Annotated in this window: 17 protein-coding genes and 2 pseudogenes; 8 read left to right on the forward strand and 11 right to left on the reverse strand. The window is 69.9% G+C overall.

All coding sequences use genetic code 11. From position 1 onward, the window contains the following. Positions 1 to 105 precede the first annotated feature (105 nt). Both M1203_RS23380 and M1203_RS23385 read left to right on the forward strand, forming a co-directional pair. The gene (locus M1203_RS23380; protein WP_249951747.1) at positions 106 to 1,359 is read left to right on the forward strand and encodes a helix-turn-helix domain-containing protein; all 1,254 of its coding nucleotides are present in this window, start codon (positions 106 to 108) and stop codon (positions 1,357 to 1,359) included. Between the two features lie 190 nt (positions 1,360 to 1,549). Beyond that, the gene (locus tag M1203_RS23385; RefSeq protein ID WP_249951748.1) at positions 1,550 to 1,927 is read left to right on the forward strand and encodes a hypothetical protein; all 378 of its coding nucleotides are present in this window, start codon (positions 1,550 to 1,552) and stop codon (positions 1,925 to 1,927) included. Between the two features lie 880 nt (positions 1,928 to 2,807). Here M1203_RS23385 and M1203_RS23390 read toward each other — a convergent pair. Then, a complete protein-coding gene (locus tag M1203_RS23390) occupies positions 2,808 to 3,287 on the reverse strand; it encodes a hypothetical protein (RefSeq protein ID WP_249951749.1) in 480 nt (159 codons plus the stop codon). A 1,077-nt stretch (positions 3,288 to 4,364) separates the two neighbouring features. Here M1203_RS23390 and M1203_RS23395 point away from each other — a divergent pair. Then, positions 4,365 to 6,455 carry an ATP-dependent DNA helicase gene (locus M1203_RS23395; protein ID WP_374403737.1) on the forward strand — a complete coding sequence of 697 codons (2,091 nt, stop codon included), beginning with the start codon at positions 4,365 to 4,367 and terminating at the stop codon, positions 6,453 to 6,455. A gap of 1,057 nt (positions 6,456 to 7,512) precedes the next feature. Here M1203_RS23395 and M1203_RS23405 read toward each other — a convergent pair. Continuing rightward, positions 7,513 to 7,641, reverse strand: a pseudogene (locus M1203_RS23405) (DUF3626 domain-containing protein); the annotation flags it as partial. Positions 7,642 to 7,744: 103 nt separating this feature from the next. Beyond that, the gene (locus tag M1203_RS39055) at positions 7,745 to 8,107 is read right to left on the reverse strand and encodes a DUF6192 family protein (protein ID WP_308404897.1); all 363 of its coding nucleotides are present in this window, start codon (positions 8,105 to 8,107) and stop codon (positions 7,745 to 7,747) included. Between the two features lie 29 nt (positions 8,108 to 8,136). Here M1203_RS39055 and M1203_RS23415 point away from each other — a divergent pair, with 29 nt between their 5' ends. Then, positions 8,137 to 8,940 carry an SMI1/KNR4 family protein gene (locus M1203_RS23415; RefSeq protein ID WP_249951750.1) on the forward strand — a complete coding sequence of 268 codons (804 nt, stop codon included), beginning with the start codon at positions 8,137 to 8,139 and terminating at the stop codon, positions 8,938 to 8,940. A gap of 216 nt (positions 8,941 to 9,156) precedes the next feature. On the opposite strand, the gene M1203_RS23420 is transcribed toward M1203_RS23415, so the two are convergent. The 3 genes from M1203_RS23420 to M1203_RS23430 all read right to left on the reverse strand — a co-directional run bounded on the left by M1203_RS23420 (position 9,157) and on the right by M1203_RS23430 (position 11,442). Beyond that, positions 9,157 to 10,080, reverse strand: coding sequence for a recombinase family protein (locus M1203_RS23420; RefSeq protein WP_249951751.1), 924 nt, complete (start codon positions 10,078 to 10,080; stop codon positions 9,157 to 9,159). Between the two features lie 188 nt (positions 10,081 to 10,268). Next, positions 10,269 to 10,637 carry a VOC family protein gene (locus M1203_RS23425; protein ID WP_249951752.1) on the reverse strand — a complete coding sequence of 123 codons (369 nt, stop codon included), beginning with the start codon at positions 10,635 to 10,637 and terminating at the stop codon, positions 10,269 to 10,271. Between the two features lie 31 nt (positions 10,638 to 10,668). After that, positions 10,669 to 11,442: an oxidoreductase gene (locus tag M1203_RS23430; protein ID WP_249951753.1), complete on the reverse strand. Its 774-nt coding sequence runs from the start codon at positions 11,440 to 11,442 to the stop codon at positions 10,669 to 10,671. 81 nt (positions 11,443 to 11,523) lie between these two features. Between M1203_RS23430 and M1203_RS23435 the strand changes: the two genes are divergently transcribed. Further along, a complete protein-coding gene (locus tag M1203_RS23435; protein WP_249951754.1) occupies positions 11,524 to 12,102 on the forward strand; it encodes a TetR/AcrR family transcriptional regulator in 579 nt (192 codons plus the stop codon). A gap of 43 nt (positions 12,103 to 12,145) precedes the next feature. Here M1203_RS23435 and M1203_RS23440 read toward each other — a convergent pair. Then, positions 12,146 to 15,283 (reverse strand): annotated as a pseudogene (locus M1203_RS23440) (Tn3 family transposase). Positions 15,284 to 16,355: 1,072 nt separating this feature from the next. Here M1203_RS23440 and M1203_RS23445 point away from each other — a divergent pair. Beyond that, the gene (locus M1203_RS23445; protein WP_249951755.1) at positions 16,356 to 17,783 is read left to right on the forward strand and encodes a beta-propeller fold lactonase family protein; all 1,428 of its coding nucleotides are present in this window, start codon (positions 16,356 to 16,358) and stop codon (positions 17,781 to 17,783) included. Between the two features lie 491 nt (positions 17,784 to 18,274). Here M1203_RS23445 and M1203_RS23450 read toward each other — a convergent pair whose 3' ends face one another. The 4 genes from M1203_RS23450 to M1203_RS23465 are packed head-to-tail and all read right to left on the reverse strand — an operon-like array spanning position 18,275 to position 22,099. Further along, positions 18,275 to 19,447 (reverse strand): ABC transporter permease, encoded by a 1,173-nt coding sequence (locus M1203_RS23450; protein ID WP_249951756.1) that lies wholly within the window; start codon positions 19,445 to 19,447, stop codon positions 18,275 to 18,277. Between the two features lie 47 nt (positions 19,448 to 19,494). Continuing rightward, positions 19,495 to 20,208 (reverse strand): ABC transporter ATP-binding protein, encoded by a 714-nt coding sequence (locus tag M1203_RS23455; protein WP_249951757.1) that lies wholly within the window; start codon positions 20,206 to 20,208, stop codon positions 19,495 to 19,497. Beyond that, positions 20,205 to 21,533 carry a peptidoglycan-binding domain-containing protein gene (locus M1203_RS23460; RefSeq protein WP_249951758.1) on the reverse strand — a complete coding sequence of 443 codons (1,329 nt, stop codon included), beginning with the start codon at positions 21,531 to 21,533 and terminating at the stop codon, positions 20,205 to 20,207. Before M1203_RS23460 ends, M1203_RS23455 begins: the two co-directional genes overlap by 4 nt. Next, positions 21,530 to 22,099, reverse strand: coding sequence for a hypothetical protein (locus M1203_RS23465; RefSeq protein ID WP_249951759.1), 570 nt, complete (start codon positions 22,097 to 22,099; stop codon positions 21,530 to 21,532). The genes M1203_RS23460 and M1203_RS23465 overlap by 4 nt, the downstream gene beginning before the upstream one ends. A 149-nt stretch (positions 22,100 to 22,248) precedes the next feature. Here M1203_RS23465 and M1203_RS23470 point away from each other — a divergent pair, with 149 nt between their 5' ends. After that, on the forward strand, positions 22,249 to 22,902 hold the full coding sequence (locus M1203_RS23470) for a response regulator transcription factor (protein WP_249951760.1): 654 nt from the start codon (positions 22,249 to 22,251) through the stop codon (positions 22,900 to 22,902). Further along, on the forward strand, positions 22,883 to 24,061 hold the full coding sequence (locus M1203_RS23475) for a HAMP domain-containing sensor histidine kinase (RefSeq protein WP_249951761.1): 1,179 nt from the start codon (positions 22,883 to 22,885) through the stop codon (positions 24,059 to 24,061). The genes M1203_RS23470 and M1203_RS23475 overlap by 20 nt, the downstream gene beginning before the upstream one ends. Positions 24,062 to 24,357 lie beyond the last annotated feature (296 nt).

A 24,357-nucleotide genomic window follows, 5' to 3' on the forward strand; every position in this document is an offset into this window, starting at 1 on the left:
GCTGGTCGGGCTGGGCAGGGGGCGTATTCATGCGCTCTGGCTCACATGAGATCGGCCTTGCCCCATACCCTGACAGTGTCGAGCTGTTCAGAGAGAGGCAAAGCCATGCCTTCCGATGCAACCCCGGACCCGTACGCCACTCCAATCGCCTTCGGGCAAAGGCTGAAGATCCTCCGCACCCGCAGAGGGATGACGCGCTCCCAACTCGGCGGGCTGGTCGATGGGAAGACCGCTTCCTGGGTCAGGGCAATCGAGGAAGGACGGCTCCAGACACCCAAACTGGAGACGGTCCTGCGCCTAGCCGAGGTACTGCGGATCCGCGACCTCTCCGAACTCGCTGGAGACCAGTCTGTGCCCGTCGCCCTCTTCACCGGCCCTGGCCATCCACGGCTCCGCGCCGTGAAAGACGCCATCAACACCTTCCCACTCACGACGGTGCGCGAAGCGCCCCCGACCGCCCATATTCAGGCCCGCCTGGCTCGCGCCTGGAAAGCACGGCACTCAGCCCCGAACCACCGGGAAGCCATCGGGACGTTGCTGCCGGATCTGATCCGGGACGCTCAGCTCGCTGTCCGCCAGGCAGACCGCGCGGCCGAGCGCCGGATCGCGCAGGCCGCGCTCTCGGAGGTCTACAGCCTGAGCCAGTTCTTCGTGGCCTACCAGCCAGACGCACCCCTGCTGTGGCGCATCGCCGAGCGCGGCATGATCGCCGCACAGGAATCCGAAGACCCCCACACCATCGGCGTCGCTGCGTGGCTCACCGCACAGGCCCACAGGGACTCCGGCCCAAGTCACTACGACGCGGCTGATGCCGTCACCGCAGAGGCACTGCGTTTTCTCACTCCCCTGCTCACAGACGCGCCGGACGATGTGCTTGCCATCACAGGGGCGTTGACCTTCGAAGCGGGGTATACGGCCGCACGACGTCGTGTAACCGGAACGGCATGGCGCCACTGGGACAAGGCACGCGCCATGGCGAAGCGCCTTCCAGCCGGCTACTACCACCCGGTCACGTCGTTCTCGCAGGCCATCATCGGGGCGCACGCCGTAACCGTAGCCGTGGAACTGCACGCCGGCGGAGAATCAGTGCGGCAGGCCACAGCCTCCGACGCCACCACGATCCCCTCCAGGCCGCGCCACGCGCGCCATCGGATTGAGGAGGCGCGTGGCTATCAGCTGGACGGACAGCCGGACGTGGCCCTGGACACGCTGGCTCGCGCGCACGAAGCGGCTCCGGAAACGATCAAGTACAACGGCTACGCAAAGGCCATCGTGCTTGAAGAGACAGAGTCGAAGAGTCCGGATCGCCGACGTCGCGCCTCCGAACTCGCCCTGAAACTCGGCTTGTTGGCTGCCTGAACGAGGGCGCACAGTTTGTGCGCCTGCTCTCAATCACCCGCTCCAACCGTCGTCCCAAGAGAATCCGACGACGACAGGGGCAGGCGTGCACGCCAAAGTACAAACCGAGAGCTCAATCAGCCGGTGGCTGACGTCTTCCAGCCGAGCCCCCGCTGTCGCCCACGAGGCGTGGCGAGACGGCCGACCGGCCATGCTGCGCACCGGCGGCTCCTACGACGCCGTCCGAATGCCGCTCGCCTTGGTCCACGCGGCGGCCGGGAGCGGCGCCGAGGATGTCGTGGCCGGTGTCCTGGCCAAGACCCTTGAGGGCCCGGTGATCTGCCATCCGCGTCACTGGTACTACGCGCTTGTACCACCGGGGACGTGCGAGACGTGGCGGTCGGCGGAGGCTGTGGTCCGCGGCCCGGGTGCCTGGCTCGGGATTCCCCGGCCGGACCGCACGGAGCCGACGCCCGTCACCCCGTACTGGGCCGTCCCCCTGAAGCAGGCGGGGAAACTGTGCGACCCCGACGCAGTGGCCGAACTTCTCCGGGTCGGCCGGGCATTCCTCGAAAGCCCCGCCTCGTGATCGCCGCCAAGACGCCTCGCACCTACACGACGCCGGCATGCCGCCTCGAAGAGCACGCCGAGTGCCCCGGGCCCGGAGAGACACGGCTCGACTGGCAGACGACCACACAGCCGCCCATCGAGACCCTGCACTGCGCCTGCGACTGCCATCAGGGGCAGTTATGACGCAGTGTCCCAGCGGCGGCCACGACTTCCGGCCGGAGGACGACGAGGGTGTGCTCTGCGACGCGCACGGCCTCACTCTGCTGTGGAAAGGCCCGCCCGTCACAGAGGACGACCTCCCCCGACGGTGGGCGCCCTCGCGCTGTGCGGGCCATGCATGTCCGCGCGTCTTCGAGCTCAGCTCCCCGCACCGCTGCCTCGGCCGGAGCATCGCCCGCGCCCTGGTCACCGGCATCACCCTGGCAGAGCCCCAGCCGTGCCCCTGCGACTGCCGGAACGAGGGGGTGCGGTGAGCGAGAGGACCCAGCAAGTGCTGTACGTCGTCGTCCTGGTCGTGCTCCTGGTCGTCCTCGCGGTTGCCATCGGCCTCACCGCCGAGCCACGCAGTGAGGGGCCGTGAACATCCGGCTCCGGACCGACGCAGCGCCCTCCATCCCCACGCTGGGCCCCTGCTTCATGTGCCGACGCGGCTGTCTCGCCGTCGTAGCAGTTGGTGAACTGACGACCAGCAGCGGCGGCCCCGGCCACCGGGCCCTCGACGTCCCCCTGTACGCCTGCCGGGCGTGCGAGGGGTGGCTACTGCTGCTGTCCGCCGACGCCCAGCGGAGCCCCGTCCGCCCCTACGTGGCCGCCAGAAACCCCCCGTTGATCCCGCCCCGGCCGCCCGCCAGAACGGGTTCATCAGACAGAGACCGAAAGGATGAGTGAATTGGTCGGCTTCAAGCCCATCCGCAAGGACAAGTCATCCCAACGACCGCAACGCCCCGGACCTGAGCGGAAACCGCGCGGCACGGCGGGCGGCCGCCCAGAAGGCAAAAAGGAAGCAGTAGGGCCACCCACGCTGACGTCCCCGGCCGGTGTACTGTCGGCTGCCCCGCGAGGTCGACCGCGCGCAGGGCGCCGATCTCCGCGGCCTGGCTTCGGTCGGTGAACCCTTCGGTGTCGTAGGCCGGCAGTTCGGCTTTCATATGGAGGCCGACCAGGGTGTGGTCGGCGGCGGAGGCGATCTTCGGGTTCAGGCGGCGGGTTGGCCAGTCCGCGAGGATCCACATGCCGGCGCCGGTCGCCATCGCGACGACCGCGACGGTCAGCGGCGGCCACGCCTCCCGGAACCCTGTTCGGGCGCCCAAGGTGGCGAGGTGGGGCAGAGCCTTGGAGATCGCGGTGAGGATGACGGCGGTGCCAAGGCCGGAAATCAACTGGCACAGGAGGATCGTGATCGTCAGCGCCGGTCGACGGACCAGGCCAGCCGGGTTGACCGGGCGAGAGCCATCGGGATCCTACGGGCCATGTCCCACAAGGTGGCGTCGTCCATGGCCCGGCGGTGCTTGTGTCCGTTGTGGTCGAGTTCGGGGGCGCATAGGGCCCCGGATCTGCCAAGCGCGCGGCGGGAACAGCCGCCGTGTCCCCCGTCGCGTACAAAGGCTGAGGCTGAGGCGCTAACCCAGTGCGGCCCCGGCGTCTTCGTGAGACGCCGGGGCCGCACTGGGTTGAATGCAGAGGGCGCGGGCTTCGATCTGGCCGGCGAATTGCTTGGCGAACCAGCCGGTGCCGCCTCGCCTGCGTGTGTTCGTGATCACGTGATCCATTGATTCGCTGTAGTCGTTCCGGGCCCAACTGTGGGAGACGTATCCACCGCCAACCGACTTGGTTCCCTCGGGACAGACCGCGTCAGAGTCGCTGCTCCGCGCGCTCGACTGGCCGCGTACCACCAATGGTGCCTTGGTCTTTGGCACGCACACGGCATGGGCCTGGACGTGGCCGTGCCGTAGCGTGGCCACCCATCCGCTGCCGGCTCGCCCGCGCTCTGGCCACCGACCTGCGGCGGCCCTGGGAGAAGCCGACCGAGCCGAACAGACTGACACTGGCTGTGCTGTCGCATGAGGTTGGTGCCGCTTCGGCGGCGGGTGGCGGCGCGCAGACGGACGACGTCAGGAAGGGTCCGGCTGTGCCAGGCGACGAGCTGAATGTATGTGCGTGAGATGGCAACACTCGACCGAGGGCCCTTGGCCGTCGCCGAAGGGGTCCAGGCCGATCCCGGTGGCGGCGCGTAGTCGAGTGCGAGGCGACGAGACACGAGCTCCGGCATGGCAGCGAATGCCGGGCGTCCTCCAGCTCGGATCTCTTCAGACTGGAATGCAGCCCGACCATCTCCTCAACTCATGAGGTGCAGTGGCGAACCGAGCTCGGGCGGCTGACGCGGATAAGTAAGTCAAGCCTTACTTTCATGGAAATTCATCTGCATAGTGGAGGGCCGAGTCGAGAGGAGTACGGCTTTGCCGCAGTTCAACCAAGATGCCGTTGGGCAAGTCGAGGCGGAGCAGGCCCACGTATCCGCCATGTACGGGCTGCTCGACGAGCGAGTCGCGGATGCACGGGCCCAGCTGGACGGCGTACTGAAGTCGCCGGCCGACAGTGCGGGCGAGGTGTACGCACGTGATGTCGCCGCAGAGCGTCTGGCACGGCAGGTCCACCGGCTCGTGGGGGCCGAGGAGGGGCTGGCGTTCGGCCGGATCGACGGCGCGGACGGCACAGTCCTGCGCATTGGACGGCTCGGCCTGTACCTGGACGACCGGGACCTGCCGCTGCTCGTCGACTGGCGGGCGGAAGCGGCGCGGCCCTTCTACGCAGGGACGGCCGTCCACCCGATGGGACTGCGGCGACGCCGTCACTTGCGGGTGGAGGGGCGCGCTGTGCGCGCGGTGAGCGACGAGCTGTTGGACGGATCCGCACCCGCGGCCGGTGACATCGTCGACAACGGTCCGCTGACGGAGGCGCTGGAGGCGCAGCGCACGGGACGGATGCGTGCGGCGGTGGCGACGCTGCAGGCGGAGCAGGACGCGATCGTCCGCTCCCCGCATCGGGGGGTGACGGTAGTGCAGGGCGGACCGGGCACGGGCAAGACCGTCGTCGCGCTGCACCGGGCGGCGTATGTGCTGTACGCGTTCCCGCGCGCCGCCGAACGCGGTGTCCTGGTGCTCGGACCGAACGCGCGGTTCCTCGACTACGTCTCCCGTGTCCTCCCCTCGCTCGGGGAGAACGACGTGGACCTGGCGACGTGCGGGGAGCTGGCCGGAGTGGTGCCCGCCACTGTGGAGCCGTCCGATGTCGCACGGCTCAAGGGCGGCTTCGCCATGGCCGAGGCGCTGGAAGGCCTGGTGCACGCCCAACAGGCGCCTCCGGACGCCGGGTTCGCGGTACGTGTGGGGCAGGAGTGGATCCGTCTGACGAGGGTGGATGTCGCGGCGGCGCGAGAGGCCGCGGTGGCGAGCGGCCTGGCGCACAACCGTGCGCGGGAGGTGTTCAAGGAGCACCTGATCGGCACGGTCACGAGCACGCTGGAGCGTGGCACCGCCGAGGCCCTCGCACACATCGACACCGAGATCGCTATGAGCACGAGCCTCGACCTCGATGCCGCGGCCGAGGCCGACCTGCAAGCTCTCGGCTTCGATGGAGCGCCGGCCGACGACCCGGCCGAGATGTTTGATGCGGACGCGCTGCGCGCGAGCCTCATGGGCGACGCCCACGCCGAGGGTGCGGTGGAGTCCCTCTGGCCACGGCTGACGCCCGAGACGGTCGTACGGGCCCTGCTGACGGACACCCGCACCCTGGCCACGCGTCTGCCCTCACTCACCGATGACGAGCGCTCCCGGCTGCTGCGCTCTGCTGACGCTCCGTGGACCGATGCCGATGTGGCGCTGTTGGACGAGGCGGCGAACCTGGTGGACGGGCCGCCGGAGCGGACGTTCGGGCACGTCGTCGTCGACGAGGCCCAGGAGCTGACCGCCATGCAGTGGCGGATGGTGCTGCGCCGGTGCCCGGCCAGGTCGATGACGCTGGTGGGCGACTTCGCCCAGGCGGGCCCGGCGACGGCGGCGAGCGACTGGTCCCAGGCGCTGGGCCCGCATCTCGGCACCCGGTTCACCCTGCACACCCTGACCGTCAGCTACCGTACGACCCAGGAGATCTTGGCCACCACCCGCGACCTACTCGCCCGGATCGCCCCCGGCCAGAAGCCGAGCCGGTCCATCCGCCACGGCGAGCCTCCCCGCAGCCTCACCGCACATCCGCACACACTCGCCGCCACCGTGGCCGGGGAGCTCCGGGCCCAGGCCGCAGCACATCCGGGCGACCTGCTCGTCGTGATCTGCGCGGATGCCCGGCTCGACGACATGGCGTCGGCCGGCGTCACACAGTGGGCGCGGCTCATGCCGGCATCCGAGGCCCGCGGCCTGGAGTTCGACGCGAGCGTTGTCGTCGGCCCGCAGGAGATCATCGAGGCTCGCCCCAGCGGCGAACGTGACCTGTACGTCGCTCTCACGCGTGCCACCAAGAGGCTGTGCTTGATTGCCGTCCAACGCGCGTGAAATGACGCCTCATGACGCCCCTTGATAGGCACTCACAGCAGCTGATACCTCGATGGGCCGATATGACGGGACATCCCAACGCCCTGCCGACGCTGGAAGGACGTCGCCGGTTATGTGAGCGCGTGGATGCCGGGCGTCCGATCGCGCACGTCGCGGCGAAGGCCGCGATCTCCTGCCGTCTCCTGCCAAGTCGTACGCCCGCTGGCGCGCGCGGCGAGAGCGGCCGACAATCACGTCACCTTCGACCAGCCGCCGGAACCACTCGACACGCTCCCGCAGCAGCTCACGTTCGAGGAGTTCATGGAACCAACATCATGAGACATCACAACTGGCCCGCGTCCGCAGGGAGTCCAGAAACCTGCGTGCGAAGGCCGGCTCCCCGGCTTGTGCACCGAAGCCGAAGCACCCAGGTCCCGGTCGACCGCCAGGTTCGAGGAACCGCCGACCGGCTTCCCGGCATGACGTCGGCGAGGTCCTTGCCACCCAGGAAGAGGGGCGAACCGCGGCGAGGAAGCCATGCCGACACCGGTGGGAAGGCGTCGTAATCTGCTCGTGGCGTGGGCTGAAGTGACTTCGACGAGTGGATCTCATGACACATGACAGCAAGTCCGACAACGACGCCGGAGCATCATCGGACCGGTACACGCAAGATCTCCGTGCTGACCGTCAGGCCATACGGCAAGCACTACGCGCAGACGTTGGTGGTGCCCACATTGGACTGCTCATGACGGTTATTGTCCTGGTCGGCATCGCCAGTTCCCCAGGCCCTCGCTGGACCTTGATCGTATCGGGGTGCTTCGCTACATGGTTTGTCCTCGCGCTGGCAGTCATTCGCCACCGCGGTGGACGTGGCAAGGATGCACTCCGGCGGGCTTACGTTGCCACTTTCGGCTGGGGGGACTACATCTCCCCCTGACGACGGTCGGGTGGCCCGTGGGTGAGATCCCACGGGCCACCCGAACCCGAAGGAGCCTTTGGTGCATGGCTCGCATACTGGTCCGATGAGTCCGACCGCCACACATCATCGGTTCCGGGACCCGCGCAGTACGAAGTACGACCGGTCCCCACCCGGATACACGGTCAGACCGCCGTTGCTGGTGCCAGTCACGAACTGTGAGCGGTAGACGCCGTCTTCCGCGAGAAGGGTTGGACGCTCGCCCACCAATCGGTCGGGATGGAAGTTCATCGTCAGCCGCAGCCGCGAATCGAGTGGACGCCAGAGCGACAGGGCCGCCACCTGCCGCAGAGCCTTCTCCTGCTGCCATCAGAAATCGTCACCACCCATCCGCTCAGTGTGCATGGACGCCTTCCTTCGCTGCACCCGTAAATTTCGCGGCCTCACGCCACCAAGTCGTAGTCCGGATATCGTCCCCCACCACCTTCCGGGCCACCGTCGGCCTGCGCAGCAGGTCCACGGTCACCTGTTGGGCAACGTTGTCGTCGCTGGTCAGCTCCGTGACCCTCATCCGGTCGGCCCGTCTGTTTTCGGCAGGATGAACGGGAGCCACTGGGCCAACAGAACGGAAGCCGCGTTGCTCCATCCGTGATGAGGGTGGACACGACACAAGCCCCTGGGGCGTCATGGCGCGGTTGACGGTGGTCTTGGCCCCGCACAGCGAATCAACGTCAGATACGTCTGTGAGCACGTCCATTGTCAGTGCAGTGCGCTTGACTGTCCGCCATGAAGCTCACACAAGGGACCGTCGACGACCTGCTGGCTCAACTCGGTCCGGACGGCTGCTTGTACCTGCCCAGCAACCTGGACCCGCAGGACCTGACCGACCTGCTCAACAGCAGGTACGGCGCCCCGCGCACGCTCGTCCTGGACGGCTTCACCGATCCGACGGTCGACGACTCCAGGGGCGCGGCTCTCCTCGTCCCCTTCGAGGACCGGGCCGTGACGATTCGGGCGTGGGCGTACGGGGATCAGTGGGTCGGGGCAGGTACGGCGCGGGACACCGAGGGGGCCGAGCGTCCGGTGCTGGTGGTCGCTCGCAGGGAGCTGCCACAACCTCTGGCGGCCGCCCTAGGCGAGGGCGAGGACGTCGACTGGATGGAGCGGCTCAGAGGGATCACCGGCTGGACACAGCCCGCCCAGCGGCCGGACATGGACTGGACGGAGGTGGAATCGCGCCTGGGCATCACGCTGCCGAGCGACTACAAGCGCATGGTCGAGACGTTCGGCGAGGGCGCCTTCGACGGATTCCTGGACCTGAACCAAGAGCCGTGGACACATCTCAGGGAGAGCGGACTGCTCATCTGGGCGAGCACTGAGCACAAGAACCTGTACTGCTGGAGGGTCGACGGGAACGACCCCGACCGTTGGCCTGTTGTGGTCCGGTCCTTCGACGGCGAGGACCTCCTCTTCGACTGCCAAGCCGCGGAGTTCGTCTGCCGCGTCCTCATCGACCCGCGCCACCCGTACACGATGGCCTGCTATTTCGACACCCACTGGTTCATGAACTACCGGGAGGAGAGCACCTGACCAAGCTGCGCCGCCCACAGCATCCGCAGCCCGCTCGGCGGCGCCTTCGGGGAACAGGATCGCCCCGGTCCGTCTTGCCTTGGACAGCGGCAGATGCTCAGTCCGACCGTCGGCCGGCCCGCCGACAAAGGTCACCAGAACAGTGATCGAGTCCGGGCCATCGACGCCGTCGCCGGCCTCGGGGAACATCGGTACAGCGGTTGGCGCTGAGAACGATCATGGCCCCGGTGTGAGCGTGCTGACCCGGTTCTCGTACTCGCGACGGGCCTTGCGCTGGGCGGCGACCGCCGGGGCGCCATGGCCGCCATCGAACGGCTGGCAACGGGCGCGGAGTCCGCGGTGCACGGCGGGGACGGCGCTGACGCGCAGGGTGTAGCCCTGGCCGCGCCGTACGGTCACACCTTGGTCGAGTGCGGCCCGCTCGGTGGGGTCCAGCTCGGTGGTACGGAGGTAGTCGGCGACCTTGCCGGGCATGTCGAGGGTGACCGGCAGCTCCGGCGAAGGAACCTCTTCGGCGGCGGCGATGTGGTCGGGCAGGAGGTCGGCGACGGCTGTGCGGATCGCACCCCGGCTGACGTCGTGGTCACGGGCGAGGGCGGCGATGGAGCGGCCTCCCAGGTACGCGGTGCGCACGTTGGCGGTCTTCGCGGCCGCCACGGCGGGGCGGCGCCCGCCCTTCGCGCCCTTAGCTTCGGCGGCGCGCAGTCCGTCGTAGGTCAGCTCGCGCTGGAGGTCGCGTTGGAGTTCGCCGGCGGCGGCGAGGGTCTGCACCATGAACTTCACGGTGGACAGCAGTTCGCCGGTGCGCGGGTGGCGGGCGGTGAGGTCCATCGCGGAGAACGCGCCGTCGTGGATGCGCAGAGCGAGGCGGCCCGTGTGCAGGACGTCGAGCACGTCGAGGATGTGCTGGTTGCCGCGCACGAGGCGGAACATCTCGGAGATGTGCACGGTGTCGCCCGGCCGCGCGTAGGTGAGCAGCTTGCCGAACTGCGGGCGCTGGAGCGGGTGGAGGCGGCTGGAGGTGCCCGGGTTCTCCTCGAAGAAGATCGGGTCCTCGATCCCGGCCTCGGCCAGGACGAGGTCCTGCCGGGCGGTGGACTGCTGGTCCGTCGAGACGCGTTTGTAGACCAGGTTCGCCACCGTTGGGCCCCTTCCGCACGGAGGATCGGACCCTATCTGTCGTCAAACCCTGTCAGCAATCACCATCGGATCTGATTGGATTCGCGGCGCCTCGAACCCCCGGATTGCGCGGGTTCATTGGACGCCCCGGCTGCCTGTCGTCAAACGATCGTTTGACGAAAGGCGCGGCTCAGTGGACGGCGACCGGCTCAGGCCGTACGCAGGCAGAAAGGGTGTCCGGCTGGGCTGGCGTAGACGCGGCTACCGGTGCGGGTTTCCGCGGTGATCTCGTCGGTGGGGCGCAGTCGGGTGGCGCCGGCGTCGGTGGCCGTGCGGTCGGCGGTTGCGAGATCGTCGACGCCGAAGTCGAGGTGCATCTGCTGGGAGGTGCCGTCCGGCCAGTTCGGGGCGGTGTGTCCGGGGGCGGACTGGACCACGATCACCGGGAGGCCGGGAGCCTGAACGAAGTGGTGCGTCGGCGTGGGGGTGAGGGAGCCGCCGAGCAGCCGGTGCCAGAAGGAGCTTTCCTTCTCGATGTCGGCGGCGTCGATGATCACGGAGGCCAGGGTGATGGGCATGGGGTGTCCTGTTCGTGCTGTCGGTGGTTGCTCAGACGGTCGGGATGATGCCGCCGTCGACGCGGAACTGCGCTCCGGTGAGCCATTTCGCGCGGCCGGAGGCGAGGAAGGCGATCATCTCGGCGACATCCTCGGGATCTCCGGGGCGGCCCATGGGGACGTTCAGGTGGTCCACGATCCGCCGGGTGACCTCTTCAGTGGTCATGCCCTGCTTCTCGGCCATGCGCTTCAGATGGGCGGTGGCGCCGTCGGTGACGACGAAGCCGGGAAGGACACAGACCACGCGCACGCCATGCTCACCGACCTCGGTTGCCAGTTCACGGCTGTAGGTGTTGAGCGCGGCCTTAGCGGCGGCGTAGGACGCCTCGGTGCGCTGAGGCAGTTGGCTGGCAATCGAGGAGACGTGCACGACGACGCCGGAGCCCCGCTCAACCATTCCCGGCACCAAGGCCCGGTCCAGGCGCACGGCGCTGAGGAGGTTCATCTCCAGGTCCGCCTGCCAGGATTCGTCCGACCGGCCCAGGGTCGGCGCCGGGGCGCTCGCCGCGCCCGCGTTGTTCACGAGCACGTCCACACCGCCCACCTGGTCGACGACCCGGCGGCCCAGTTCGGCCACACCCTGCTGCGTGGAGAGGTCTGCCGCAAGGAATGTGGCACCGCTGTCCTTCTCGGGCCGACTGCGGGAGGCCGTCAGCACGGTCGCGCCCGCGGCGACGAAGCGGCGCACGGTCGCCGCGCCCAGGCCCCGGCTGCCGCCGGTGACCAGTACTCGAAGGCCGTCGAGGCTGTTGTCCGTGATGGCCATGGGGTTTCTCCTCCGTAAAATGAACCTGACTCCGGAAACGGTACATGTAAACGGAACCGGACTCACCTTATGGAGGTTTTCTTGTCGGCATCACGCCCGCTGCGCGCCGACGCGCGACGCAACCGCGAGGCACTGCTGTCTGCGGCCCGCCAGGCGTTCCTCGGCGGCAACACCGACGCGCACGTCGAGGACATCGCCCGCAGCGCCGGCGTCGCCGTCGGAACGCTCTACCGCCACTTCGAAACCCGCGACGCGCTGATCGAGGAGGTCTACCGCAAAGAGGTCGACGACCTGTGCACCGCGCCCGGCGTCCTGCTGGACCAACACGCTCCGGAGGAGGCGCTGCGGCGCTTCCTGCTGCTGCTCGTGGACCACGCGGCGGTGGGCAAGGGGATGTCCGGTGTGCTGGAAAGCATCATGGCGACGGACTCACCGGTCTTCGACGACGCCCGTACGCGGATGGCCGGCGCCCTCTCTCTGCTACTCGAAGCCGGCAGCGCGGCTGGCACCGTCCGCGACGACGTCACAGGGCCCACTCTGTTGCGTGCCCTGGGCGGCATCTGCGGAATGCGCGCCACGGAGGGCTGGCTGGTAGAGGCCCGGCAGATCACCGCCCTCCTCTTCGACGGCCTGCGACACGGCGCCCCGCAGGCGCTTTGAGTCGGAGGCCGCGCGCCGTGCGCCGTCGGCCAGGTCCTGCTCGTCACTCCTGACTGCTCCCGTCGTCGTCCTCGTCCAGCTCGGGCGTGTCCGGGTCGCGCAGCGGGCGCAGGGCGCCGGCGGCGGGGGTGGAGGCGGTGAAGCTGTAGCGGCCGAGCAGGTTCAGGTTGCGGTGCTTGAGCGGGGACAGGCGGGCGATGTCCTCGTCGCGGATCTCGTGGCCCTCGGCGCGGAGCTGGGTGACGGCGGCGTCGATGTACTTCGTCGTCCACAGCACGATGGCGTTGAGGACCAGGCCGAGCGCACCGAGCTGGTCCTCCATGCCGTCGCGGTACGCCTGGTGGATCGTGCCGCGCTTGCCGTGGCACACGTCCCTCGCCAGCTTGTGACGGGACTCCTGCACGGTGAGCTGCCGGTTCATCTGGCGGCGGTAGGTGTCGTCCACCGGGTCGACCACCCGCAGCAGGTGCTCGGTCTTGGCGATCCGCCCGTACTCCGCGAACGCCGCCCCGAGCGGGGTCGGGCGGCCGTCGCGGCCGAACATGCGCAGCAGGTCGTAGGCGCGGACCTGGTTGGTGACCAGGGAACCGGCGACCTTCAGCATGTCCGGCCAGTGCGTGATCACCTTGTTCAGGTTCACCCGGTTGCGGGCCAGGTCCTCCCCCGCGCCGTAGGTGCCGGTTTCGACGCCGGGCATGGTGGCCCGCCAGAACCGCTGGTCGTCCAGGTCGCGGAACCGGGGGCTGAAGTTGTAGCCGAGGATCTTGAACAGGCCGAACACCGTGTCGGAGTACGAGGCGTTGTCGGTCGCCACCATCTCCGGCTTCACCCCGCCGTCCAGGTTCAGCAGGGCGTCCAGGATGTGCAGGGAGTCGCGCGGGGTGCCGGGTACGACCATCTGCCCGATGCCCGCGACCTGGTCGTTGACGGCGTTGAGCCAGGTGATGCCGCGCTTGAACCCGAAGTACTTCGGCGACGGGGCGGCGTTGATGGTGCGCACCGGTACCTGGAAGCGCAGCCCGTCCACGGAGGCGAGCAGCCCGTCGCCCCAGTAGCGCACGATTGGGATGCCGGCCTGGGCGGCGATGAGAGCTGCGTTCGCGGCGGCGATGGTGTCGGCGCGCAGGTAGTACTGGTCGACGTGCACGAGCCGGGCCCGGGTCAGGGCCTCGTAGCCGGGGTTGACCACCGGGGCCAGGCCGATGTTGCACGCCTCGGAGACCAGCAGCGCGACCACCGAGGCGGGCAGGTCCTTCATCCGGGTGGTGCCGTCGCCGAGGTGCACGAAGGCGTCCAGGAACCCGGTCCAGGCGTTCACCTCGAACAGCAGGTCCGGCAGGTCGATCTTCGGGAGCATCTTCTCGACCCGCTGGCGCAGCCAGGTCAGGGACTTCGGCTCGCCGAGCGCGCCGAGTTTGTCGACGTTCAGCTTCACCCGCCCGTCGTCCTGGAGCTCGATGGAGACCGTCGCCGCCGGCCCCGCCTCCTGAAGCCGTGTCGCGAGCTGCTTCCATCCGGCGTCCAGGCCGCGCACCAGCTCTGCCAAGTGCTCGGTGACGGGCATGTCCAGGCTCAGGGCCGCCAGGACGTCCTCCTCGACCGCGTCCCAGTCGGGCCCGTCCAGCAGGCGGGCGCGCGGGTTGGACCAGCGGTGCGAGGGCGAGGCGAAGACGTCGCGGTTGTTCAGGGCCCGGTGCAGCTGCTCCAGCACGCACACCACGTACGCGTCCCGGTCCACCGCGCCCTGCGGCAGGTCCGGGTTGGCGTACACCGCCTTGCGCCACGCAGGCGGCACGAGCTTGTCGTCCACCTCGCGCGGCAGCAGCGGCTTGACGCCCACCTTCCGCCGCGCCAGCGCCGGAAGGCCACGCACCCCGGCCAGGACCCGCTTCCCGGCGCTCGCCGCGTCCAGCGCCTTCGACTCGCCCAGCAACGCGAGGAACGGGCGCACGGTGGCGTACCGGGTCGCGAGCGCGGCCCGCATGGCGACCTCGGCCGAATTCTCGTCCTCGGGCACCAGGGTCACCACGGTGGCCGCCGCACTCATCACAGCGGCACGCGGGGCGACTTCCTCCAGCGCCGCCCACAGCGCGGCCACGTCCAGGTCCGCCTCCTGCTCCTCGACCAGCTCCAGCTCCTCGAACAGCACCTTCGCCGCCCGCGCGAGCACCCGTGACGCCTTCTCCAGCTGCGGCAGCGTCGACAGCCGCTCCTTCTCCGTCTTGCGCTTCGCGGTGTTCAGCAGCCGGGTGGCCATCAGGACCTGGAACAGGTCCAGGGCCTCGTCGATCGCCTTCGCCTCCAGGTGCCGCATCACCGCGGTGAGCATCGCCGTGCGCTTGGGCTCCGCCGCCCGCTCCAGCAGCGGCGCCTTCGACCCCAGCGCGTACCGGGCCAGCGCCGCCATCCGGTTCGGCGGGATCTGCGACAGTCTCAGCCGCCCGAGCCGGTACGCGCCGATCTCGTCCACCCGCTCCAGCGCACGGGCGAACGCCGTGCCCGTCGTCCGTGTCGGCGGCCGGCGCAGCCGCTCCAGCTCCGAGAACCGCGAGCCCTCCGGCGTCTTCAGCGTCGCCACCAGATCCCCGGGCAGCGCCGGGTCCGCGCGGCGGGCGGCGCTCGCAACCGTGGCGTGCAGCCGCTTGTCCGCGACTTTCCGCACCTCCGACACCTGCCGGGCCAGCACCGACACCCCGGGCAGCAGCACCCGGTTACGGCACAGCCAGCCCACCGCATGGTCGAACAGCGCCTTCGGGCCCTCGGCGTGCGTCCACGCCCGCCCATGCAGGAACGTACGGAACCGCCGCGACCACTCCGCATCGTCGTACTCGTGGTACTCGTAGGCGTCCCGGATCTCCCACGCGTGCTCGTACGCCGTCTTCGGCCGCTCGGTGTACCGCTTCACCACCGACGCATCCTCAATGCCCAGCTGCACGGCCAAGTGCTCGACCACCGGCTACGGCGCATCCAGCGGGTCATCCGGGAGGAACCGGCCGATGTAGCGCACCGTGCACATCTGGAGCGCGAAGCCGAGCTGGTGGTACGTCGAGCGCCGCCGGGCGATCAGGTCGCGGTCGACATCGTCCAGGAAGAAGAACCGCTCCAGCTCGGGGCGGGTCGGCTCCTCGGCGAACTTCCCGTACGCCTCGGCCTGCTCATCAGTCAGAAACTCCACCGGCACGAGCGGACCGTAGCCAGCCCCGGCACCCACCCGGCGATCTTTCCGCGAACCCCAGCAGAGCCCGCAGCCGGTGTGCTAGCCGACCATGATCATTCTCAGCGCCAACCGCTGTACCGATGTTCCCCGAGGCCGGTTGCCTCCACACGCTCTACTTCACCCAAGGCCGCGGCATCACCACCGGCACTACCGCATCCCACGAGTGCAACCAGCAGGGCTAGTCAAGTTCCAACGAGCTGCGATCGCGTGGGCAGGAATGTTCCATCAAGGTGATGGATGCCCAAGTGATCAGTGTCCCGCTGGCCTGGGGCGGCCTTCGTGGTTGCGTCAGTGCCGCCTAGCCCCCCGCTTGATCCACAACAGGGAGCGTTCCACGACCTAATGGCGGGGCAGCACGACGAAGCTGCGGGTGTTCGGTGGTCGGCGGACGTCTTGAGGTGACGTCCGGACGGGTCCGGGTACGACACCTGGGCGCCTCCATCCGTTGATTTGTGGGAACAGCGCAGGCCGACAGATTGAACATATGACCCAATGATCATCCGTTCGGATGGTTATGCCGGTGGCCGTGATCGGACCGGCGCGGGAGGCACCACAGTTATCACCGGGCGCCATGCCGATGGCGAAGGGAGTGGGCGCCGGTGGCACGTTGCCGGAGTGCGGGGCGGGACGGAGGGCCCCGGTAGCCGGGGTCACCACGGGAACGGCTCCCCGGACGGCCGTGCCGGAACTGCCGATGGTGGCGGCCCGCGCCGACTGCCCGGGAAGACAAAGGCATATGGACGGCGGCCCGCCCGAGACCATCGCCCCCGGTCCGCGGCCGCGAGTCCTTTCCGTACACGATCGGCCCGCACGAGGCAGCACATCCCGCCGACACCAACACCCCTTCCCGTCACGGTCCCCCGCTACCCGGCGGAGTGCACTCCGGTCGGGCCACCGCCCCGGCCTCCGCTCTGTGCGGCTCATGTCCCGCCGCGCCACCGTCTGACCCACTTCCACAACATCACCACACGGGCCACCGGCCGGCCGCATGGCCATGTGCTCCTGCGCCGGGGCCCGATGGGAAAGGAGCACCTGTATGAGCCTGCCCACCACGTCCGTCCGGCCCTGGAAGCAGTCCGTCCGCCGATTCCTCGCGATCGCCGGTTCCTGTGGCCTGGCCGTGGCCTCGCTGACCGCCATGGCCCCGGCCGCGCACTCCGTCCCTGCCTCACCCGCGGCACGGACCACGGCTGAAGCGCCGCTCGCCTATGTGACGAACTACAGCGACGACACGGTCTCCGTGATCGACACCGCCACCGCCGCCGTCACGTCCACCTTCCCGGTCGGCGATGGCCCCAAAGGCGTGGCTGCCTCCCCGGACGGGGCCCGCCTCTATGTGAGCAACGGGGACGCCGGCTCCGTCTCCGTGACCGACACCGCGACGGGAACGGTCACCGCAACCATCCCCGTCGGCAATGGTGCCAACGGCATCGCCGTCTCGCCCGACGGGACCCGCGCCTACGTCGTCAACAGCGCCCTGCAACGGCTGACGGTGATCGACACCGCTGCCAACACCGTGACCGCGACCATCACCGTCGGCAGCGCCCCCCAGGAGGTGGCCGTCTCCCCGGACGGCAGCCGCGCCTACGTCACCAACTACAACGCCCGCTCGGTATCGGTGATCGACACCGCGACGAACACCGTGACCGCCACCGTCAACGTCGGCGGATTCCCCCAGGGCGTCGCCTTCACCCCCGACGGCAGCCGCGCCTATGTCACCCGTCCCTACTCCAACTCCGTCGTGGTGATCAACACGGCCACCAACGCCGTGTCCGCCAACGTCCCTCTCAGCGATGGCCCGTACGACGTCGCCGTGTCCCCGGACGGTGCGCGCGTCTACGTCTCCCGGGGCCAGGGCGCCACCGTCGCCACGATCGACACCGCGACGAACACCGTGTCCGCGACCACCGCCGCCGGAAACACCCCCAGGGGGGTGGCCGTCACCCCGGACGGCGGCCAGGTCTACGCCGCCAACGGCAACTCGGCCACCGTCTCCGTGATCGACACCGCCACCCACACCACCAGCGGCATCCCCGTGGGCACGACCCCCGTCGACATCGCGATCGCCGAACGCCCCACCGCCGACGTCGGCGTGGAACTGACCGCCACTCCCCGCCCCGGCCTGCTCAACGGCCGCATCGACTACACGGTGACCCTCACCAACCACGGACCCCGCACTCTCGCCTCCGCCACCGTCACCGTGGACCTGCCCACCCCCACCGGAGCGACCAGCCCCGACTGCACCCTCACCACCGGCAAGGCCACCTGCACCACCACCGGCCTCGCCCCCGGCGCCGGCACCACCCACCGGATCACCGTGCCCGTCGCCGTCCTCAGCCTCGGCACCCCCTACACCGTCACCGCCACCCGCACCACCAGCACACCCACCGACCCCAACCCCGCCAACGACAGCGCATCCCGCACCTGTACCGCCACCACCGCACTCCTCATCAACTGCACCTGACCACCCCAGCATCCAATAGGTCCGGACATCGGCCCATCACCGGCCGTTCCTCCCCGCACGTGGGAGGAACGGCCGATCCCGTGAGTCCGATGACACACCATCTACTGACCGCCCTCCCGAGGAACGGGAGGCTCGCTCCCGGCAGCGGCCGGCGCGGGCGCGGCGAACCGCACCCGGGTACCGAGGTGCGGAGACCCGGCCCCGGCAGGCCGTCTCCGTGCGGCCCGGACGCCTTCACGCTCTGGGAGTCGACGATGACCGCCACGGCCTGCGGGCTCTTGCCGACGCTGATGCTCACCGCCCGGCGGAGATCTCTTCTTCCCAGGCCGTCGGTGGCACCGGCCAGCCACCGCCACATCGCCTGTCCGCACACATCACACTCCACGAGCGGATCCTCACACGGCAGCGGAGTCCGCCCCAAGCAGCCGGCATCGCACCAGTTACCACACACCCCCACCAGAACAAAACGCCCTTTCAGCGGCAACGGGTGATCAGGGTGTCGCCAGCGCCTCCGTCGGCGGCAGACGGGCCGCGCGCACCGCCGGATAGAAGCCCGCCAGAGCGCCGATGACCAGGGTCGAGCCGACCCCACCGGCCATGGCCCAGACCGGGATGACCGACGGCCAGCCCTGGTAGGAGGCGTAGGCGACGGTCACCGCGATCCCCAGGGCCACCCCGCCGACACCGCCGAGCAGGGACAACAGCTGTGACTCGCACAGGAACTGATTACGGATCTGGCCCCGTGTGGCCCCCAGCGACCGGCGCAGACCGATCTCGGAGCGGCGCTCCAGCACGGAGATGACCATGGTGTTGGCCACGCCGACGCCGCCGACCAGCAGCGCCACGGCGCCGAGCCCCAGGAGCAGTCCGCTCAGGGTGTCGTCCGTGGCCTCCTTGGCGGCGAGCGCGTCGGAGGGCCGGGAGACGGCCACCTCGTCGGGCTTCTGCGGGTTGACGGTGGCCCCGAGGATGCCCTGCACCTCGGTGACGTGTTCTTCCACGACTCGTACGTGGATCTGCGTCGGGTAGCCGTCGAATCCGAGGTTCTCCTGCGCGTAGGGCCAGCCGACCAGCGCCTGGGTGTCCAGCTGAGGGACCAGCTCGCTGGGCGCGAGTACCCCGATCACGGTGAACCAGCGCTCGCCGAGCCACACCTGGATGTCGGGTCCGGCACGCTGCACCCCGAGCTGTTCGGCGGCGCGGGGACCGAGCACCACGGACGGATAGCGGTCATTGGCCGCGTTCAGCCAGCGGCCGTCGGCCAGCTTCGCGCCGGTCGTTCCGGGCAGGTTGGTCTTCGCCGCCTTGACGGCGATACCGCTGGTCTCGGCCTCGGGGATGTGGTCGTTGCGGTAGACCTTGGCGTCGACCTCGCCGAGCGCCGTCACCGACTCCACGTCCGGGAGGTTGTCCACCATGTCCACCGACTCGCCGGGCAGACGGGAGGCGTCACCGCTGAGCGACGGCCCCGGTGTGACGGACAGCAGATTGGTGCCCAGGGCGCTCAGCCGCCTCTCCAGGTCCCCCGCGCTGGAGGTGGAGATGCCCACCACGCCCACCATCGCCGCGATGCCGATGGCGATGCCCAGCGCGGACAGGAACACCCGCATCGGCCGGGCCCGCAGCCCGTGCCCGCCCACCCGCAGCACATCGGCCGGACTCATCCGGGCCGGGCGGGGTCGTGCGCCGGCCGTGCGCCGACGCGCCCCCGTCACGGCCGCGCCCCGGGGACGAGGGCCGCCGTCTGTCCGCCGACGGCCGAGTCGTGCTCGATCCGCCCGTCCCTGAGCCGTACCTCGCGCGGCAGCGACGCGGCGACATCCCGGTCGTGCGTGATCACGACGACCGTGGTGCCGGCCCCGTTCAGCTCATGCAGCAGTTCCAGCACGGCCGTGCCGGAGCGGGAGTCGAGCGCGCCGGTCGGCTCGTCGGCCAGGAGCAGCGGGGGATCACCGAGCACCGCGCGGGCGATCGCGACCCGCTGCTTCTCCCCGCCGGAGAGCCGGTGCGGCTCGTGGTGCAGCCGGTGCCCGAGACCGACCCGGCGCAGTGCAGCCTCGGCGAGCCGGCGGCGCCCGGCGCGCGGGGTGCCGCTGTAGAGCAGCCCGTCCGCCACGCTCTCCAGTACCGGGATGCCCGCGGTGAGATGGAACTGCTGGAACACGAAGCCGATCGTGCCGGCGCGCAGCGCCGACAGCTCGCGGTCGCTCAGCTCCTGGACCGCGTGGCCGTCGACCCGGACGTGACCGGAGGTCGGGCGGCTCAGCGTGCCCATGATGTTGAGCAGGGTCGACTTCCCCGACCCGGACGGCCCGACGATCGCGACCAGTTCACCGCGCCCGATCACCAGATTCGTGCCGGCCAGCGCGAGGACCTCCCCGTACCGCTGGGAGACCTCCGTCAGTTCGATGATGCGGGACGTCACTTGGGCACCCCCACGTCCATGCCTTCCTTGATGCCCGGGCCCTTGACTTCGACCAGTCCGCCGGCGAACGTCCCCAGTTCCACCGGCACCATGTCCTGGCCGCCGCCGGCCGCCGGGACCTCCACGGCGTAGCCGCCGCCCGGGCGCGCCATCAGCGCGTTGACCGGCACCGCGAGCACGTTCTCGCGGCTGCCGGCCTCCAGGATCACGTCGACGGACGCGGCCTGGTAGCGGCCCAGCTTCTTCTGGTCCCCGATCTTCAGCCGGACCGGCAGGGTCGCCTCGTCCGCGCCCCGGCTCTCGCTGCCGGCCCCGGCCCCGGAACCGGAACCGGCGTTGTCGTTGCCCACGGTGCCGATGTCGGTGACCTCGCCCACCACGGTGCCGCCGTCCGGCAGCCGGACCGTGACCCTCAAGCCCTCCTTCACCAGAGCCTCGTGCCGCGGGTCCAGGTCCATGGAGACGATCCGCTCGGTGCCCGTCCAGGTCAGCACCTCGCCGCCGGCGACCGCGCCGGGCGAGGTTTTCAGCTCCGCGACCCGCCGCGCCCCGGGTGCGACCACCGCGTCCCCGGGCCGTACGGTTCCGGTCTCCTCGGCGTTCAGATCGTCCTGCCACTCCTCGACCGCCGCGGCGGTGCCCGAGGTGTACTCGTCGTCCGCCGTGAAGCCGCTGTAGCCCAGCTCGGCGAGGTTGCGCTCCAGCAAGCGCACGTCGGCGCCCTGGCTGCCGGGCTTCAGCGTGCGGTAGAAGGGGATCGACCCGTACAGCAGGGGCACCTCGCGCTCGTTGACCCGGTATACGGCGTCGCCGCGTCCGAGCGTGTCACCCTCGCGGGGCACCCAGGTGACGAACTCGCCGTCGGCGCCGGGCGGGCCGTCGCCGCCCGTCCCGCCCGTCCCGGACGCGGAGGCGGCGGAGGGGACGGAGGCGGAGGAGGCGTCGGTGACGGCGGCCGGCTCACCGTGGCCCAGGGTGGCGTCCACGGTCTCGGTGCTGGTCAGCGTCAGCCGCTGGACCTTCACGGTCGCGGCCGGTCGGCCGGGGGCGGCCCGCGCCGCGGAACCGTCGTCACCGCTGAACGCGCCCGTGGCGGCGAGCCCCGCCGCGGCGGCCACGGCGGTAGCGACCACCACGATCAGAGCCGTACGGCGGGTGCGGCGCTCGCGCCGGTCCGCCGGAGGCGGGCCCGCCTCCCCGGTCACCGCCTGCTGCGCCATCTCCTGAGTGAGGGCCGGTGTCCGGCGCTCGTTCTGTGTGACCGCAGGGGCCTTGGCGGGCTCCACGACGGCGGGCGGGTGCTGCGTCTCGTCGTGCGTGGTCACTGGCCCCCGCCGCCCTGAATCATCATGCCGCCGCCGGGCCATGTGTCCTGGCAGGCGGAGCGGGCCTGCTGGAAGGCGGGGTCGGCCATGCTGAGGCCGGCGCCGCCGAAGTCAAGCGCCATCTGGCCGCCGTTGATCTTGGGGTCCGGAAAGTCCGGCACGCCGTTTTCACGGATGCACTTCGCCCAGGCGGCGACCTTCGCCGGATCGAGCGGCTCGCCGCCCTGTGCCTGGCCCTCGGCCTGCGGAGCCTTGTCGCGACAGGCCTCCATGGCGCCCTGGAACTCGGGTGAATCGGTGTCGACGCCCCCCGCGTCCATGCGGACACCGCCATCGGCCTGCTGAGGATCGGGGAACGCGGGTACGCCCTCGGCGCGCATGCACGCGGCGAACGCCAGAGCCTGGTCGAACGCGCTGTCCGCCGCCGGCGAGGAGTCCGAGGACGCCTCACCGCCGGAGGCCGCGCCGGACCCGCCGGAACAGCCGCTGATCAACACGCCTGTGAGCAGCAGGGATACGGGAAGAAGCGTGCGCCCGGCCAGGGCGCGACGGTGTGTGGAGAACATGCAGAGAGTTGTACGCGGGCCGCGGTTACACCCGAGGAACAACCAAGCCTGCCCCACGCCCGGTTCGTGCCCGCCATGTGTGCCCGGCCTGTGTGCGCGGCCCCTACGCGTTACTCCCCTGTTATGGGCCCCAGGGCATCCTGACCGGTATGAGAGTGCTGATTGTCGACGACCACCTCGAACTCGCCGAGACGATCGCCGCCGGACTGCGGCAGGAAGGCATGGCCATCGACCTGGCACTGGACGGGAGGCAGGCACTGGAGCAGGCCACCGTGTACGACTACCACGTCATCGTGCTCGACCGGGACCTCCCGCTGATGCACGGCGACGAGGTCTGCCGTGCGCTGATCAAGCACGGCTGCCGCGCCCGCGTTCTCATGCTCACGGCCTCCGCCACCGTCGCCGAACGCGTCGACGGGCTGAGCCTGGGCGCCGACGACTATCTGACCAAGCCGTTCGCCCTGGCCGAGTTGGTCGCGCGGATCCGCGCCCTCGCCCGGCGCGCGCACCCCGCCGTACCGCCGGTGCTGACGCACGGTGATCTCTCATTGTCGCCCGCCGAGCACACCGCCTGGCGCGGCGGACGCCGGCTCGACCTGTCCCGCAAGGAGATGGCCGTACTGGAACTGCTGCTGGCCGCACAGGGAGCGGTCGTTTCCGCGGAAGAACTGCTCGAATGGGCCTGGGACGACGCCACCGACCCGTTCACCAACACCGTGAAGGTGACCGTCAGCCGACTGCGCCGCAAACTCGGCGGCCCGCCCGTGATCGAGACGGTGCCGCATGCCGGCTACCGCATCTGAACCGGCCGGCCGGGTCCGTATCCGCTGGTCGGCCCGGCTCCGGCTCACCCTCCTGTACGGGGCACTGTTCTTCGTCTCGGGAGCCTGTCTGCTCGCCGTCACCTACCTCCTGGTCGTACAGAGCCCCGCGTCCAAGGGCACCAAGGTCACCACCACGAACGCCTCCCGCGACACGGAGACACAGGAGATCACCGCCGAGATCTCCTACGTCGCCGACCGTGAACGCCAGCAGGCACAACGCACCCTGCTCACCCGGTCCGGGATCGCACTCGGTGTGATGACCGGACTCTCCGGCGGGCTGGGCTGGTTGGTGGCCGGACGAGTGCTACGGCCCGTACGCGTGATGACGGACCGGGCCCGGCGGATCTCGGCGCACAACCTCCACGAACGGCTCGCGATGCCCGGCCCCGCCGACGACGAGCTGAAGAACCTCGGCGACACCTTCGACGAACTCCTCGCCCGCCTGGACACCGCGTTCGACGCGCAACGCCGCTTCGTCGCCAACGCCTCACACGAACTGCGCACCCCGCTGACCCTGCAACGCACCGTGATCGAGGTCGCGCTCAACACACCGGATCCGGACGTGAGAACACTACGGGCAGTATGCGAGCGCGCCCTGGCGATCGGCGAGGACCAGGAACGGCTGATCGAGGCACTGCTGACCCTGGCAAGCAGCCAGAGCGAGGTCTTCCGCACCGAGCCGCTCGACCTCGCCGACATCGTCACCGGCGTACTCGACGACCTCGCACCCACCCGCCCCGACAACGTCACCCTGGACAGCTCACTCGCCCCCGCCCCGACCGAAGGCAGCACCCCTCTCCTGGAACGGCTGGTGACCAACCTCCTCAGCAACGCCCAGCGCTACACACCCGACGGCGGCTGGATCCGGGTAACCACCGCCTCGCGCAGCGGGACACCCACGGTACGCGTCGTGAACAGCGGGCCGGTCATCCCGCGCGAGGCGATCGGATCGCTGTACCAGCCCTTCCAGCGACTCGGCCACCGCTCCGCACGCGCCGACGGACACGGCCTCGGACTGTCGATCGTCGCCGCGATCGCCGACGCCCACCACGCCCGGATCGCCACCACACAAGGACCGGAAGGCGGACTCGACATCACCATCGCATTCCCGCAGGAAGGAACCAGGGAAAGACCGTAAGACTGGGGTCCTGTGAACGAGAGGGCTGCACGCGGCGCCCGCGAGAGAGGGGTACGGGACGCCTGCGTCCGATCCGCCGGAACTGCCCACGCCACGGACACGAGAACGACGCGAACAGCCCGCACAGCTCGCATGATCCGGTCTGTGCGGCCACGACGGCAGGACCGGCCGGATCGAGTGGCTATGTCTAGTTTCAGCAGCAGCGTCTGTCTGCGAGTTCGGACGGCAGTTGATGATCTTGGGGCCCGTAGATGTTGACGAGAAATGACGTCAGGCGGGGAACGGAGTGTTTGACT

Origin of the sequence: Streptomyces sp. 35G-GA-8, assembly GCF_023534745.1 — a bacterium.
GTDB lineage: Bacteria > Actinomycetota > Actinomycetes > Streptomycetales > Streptomycetaceae > Streptomyces.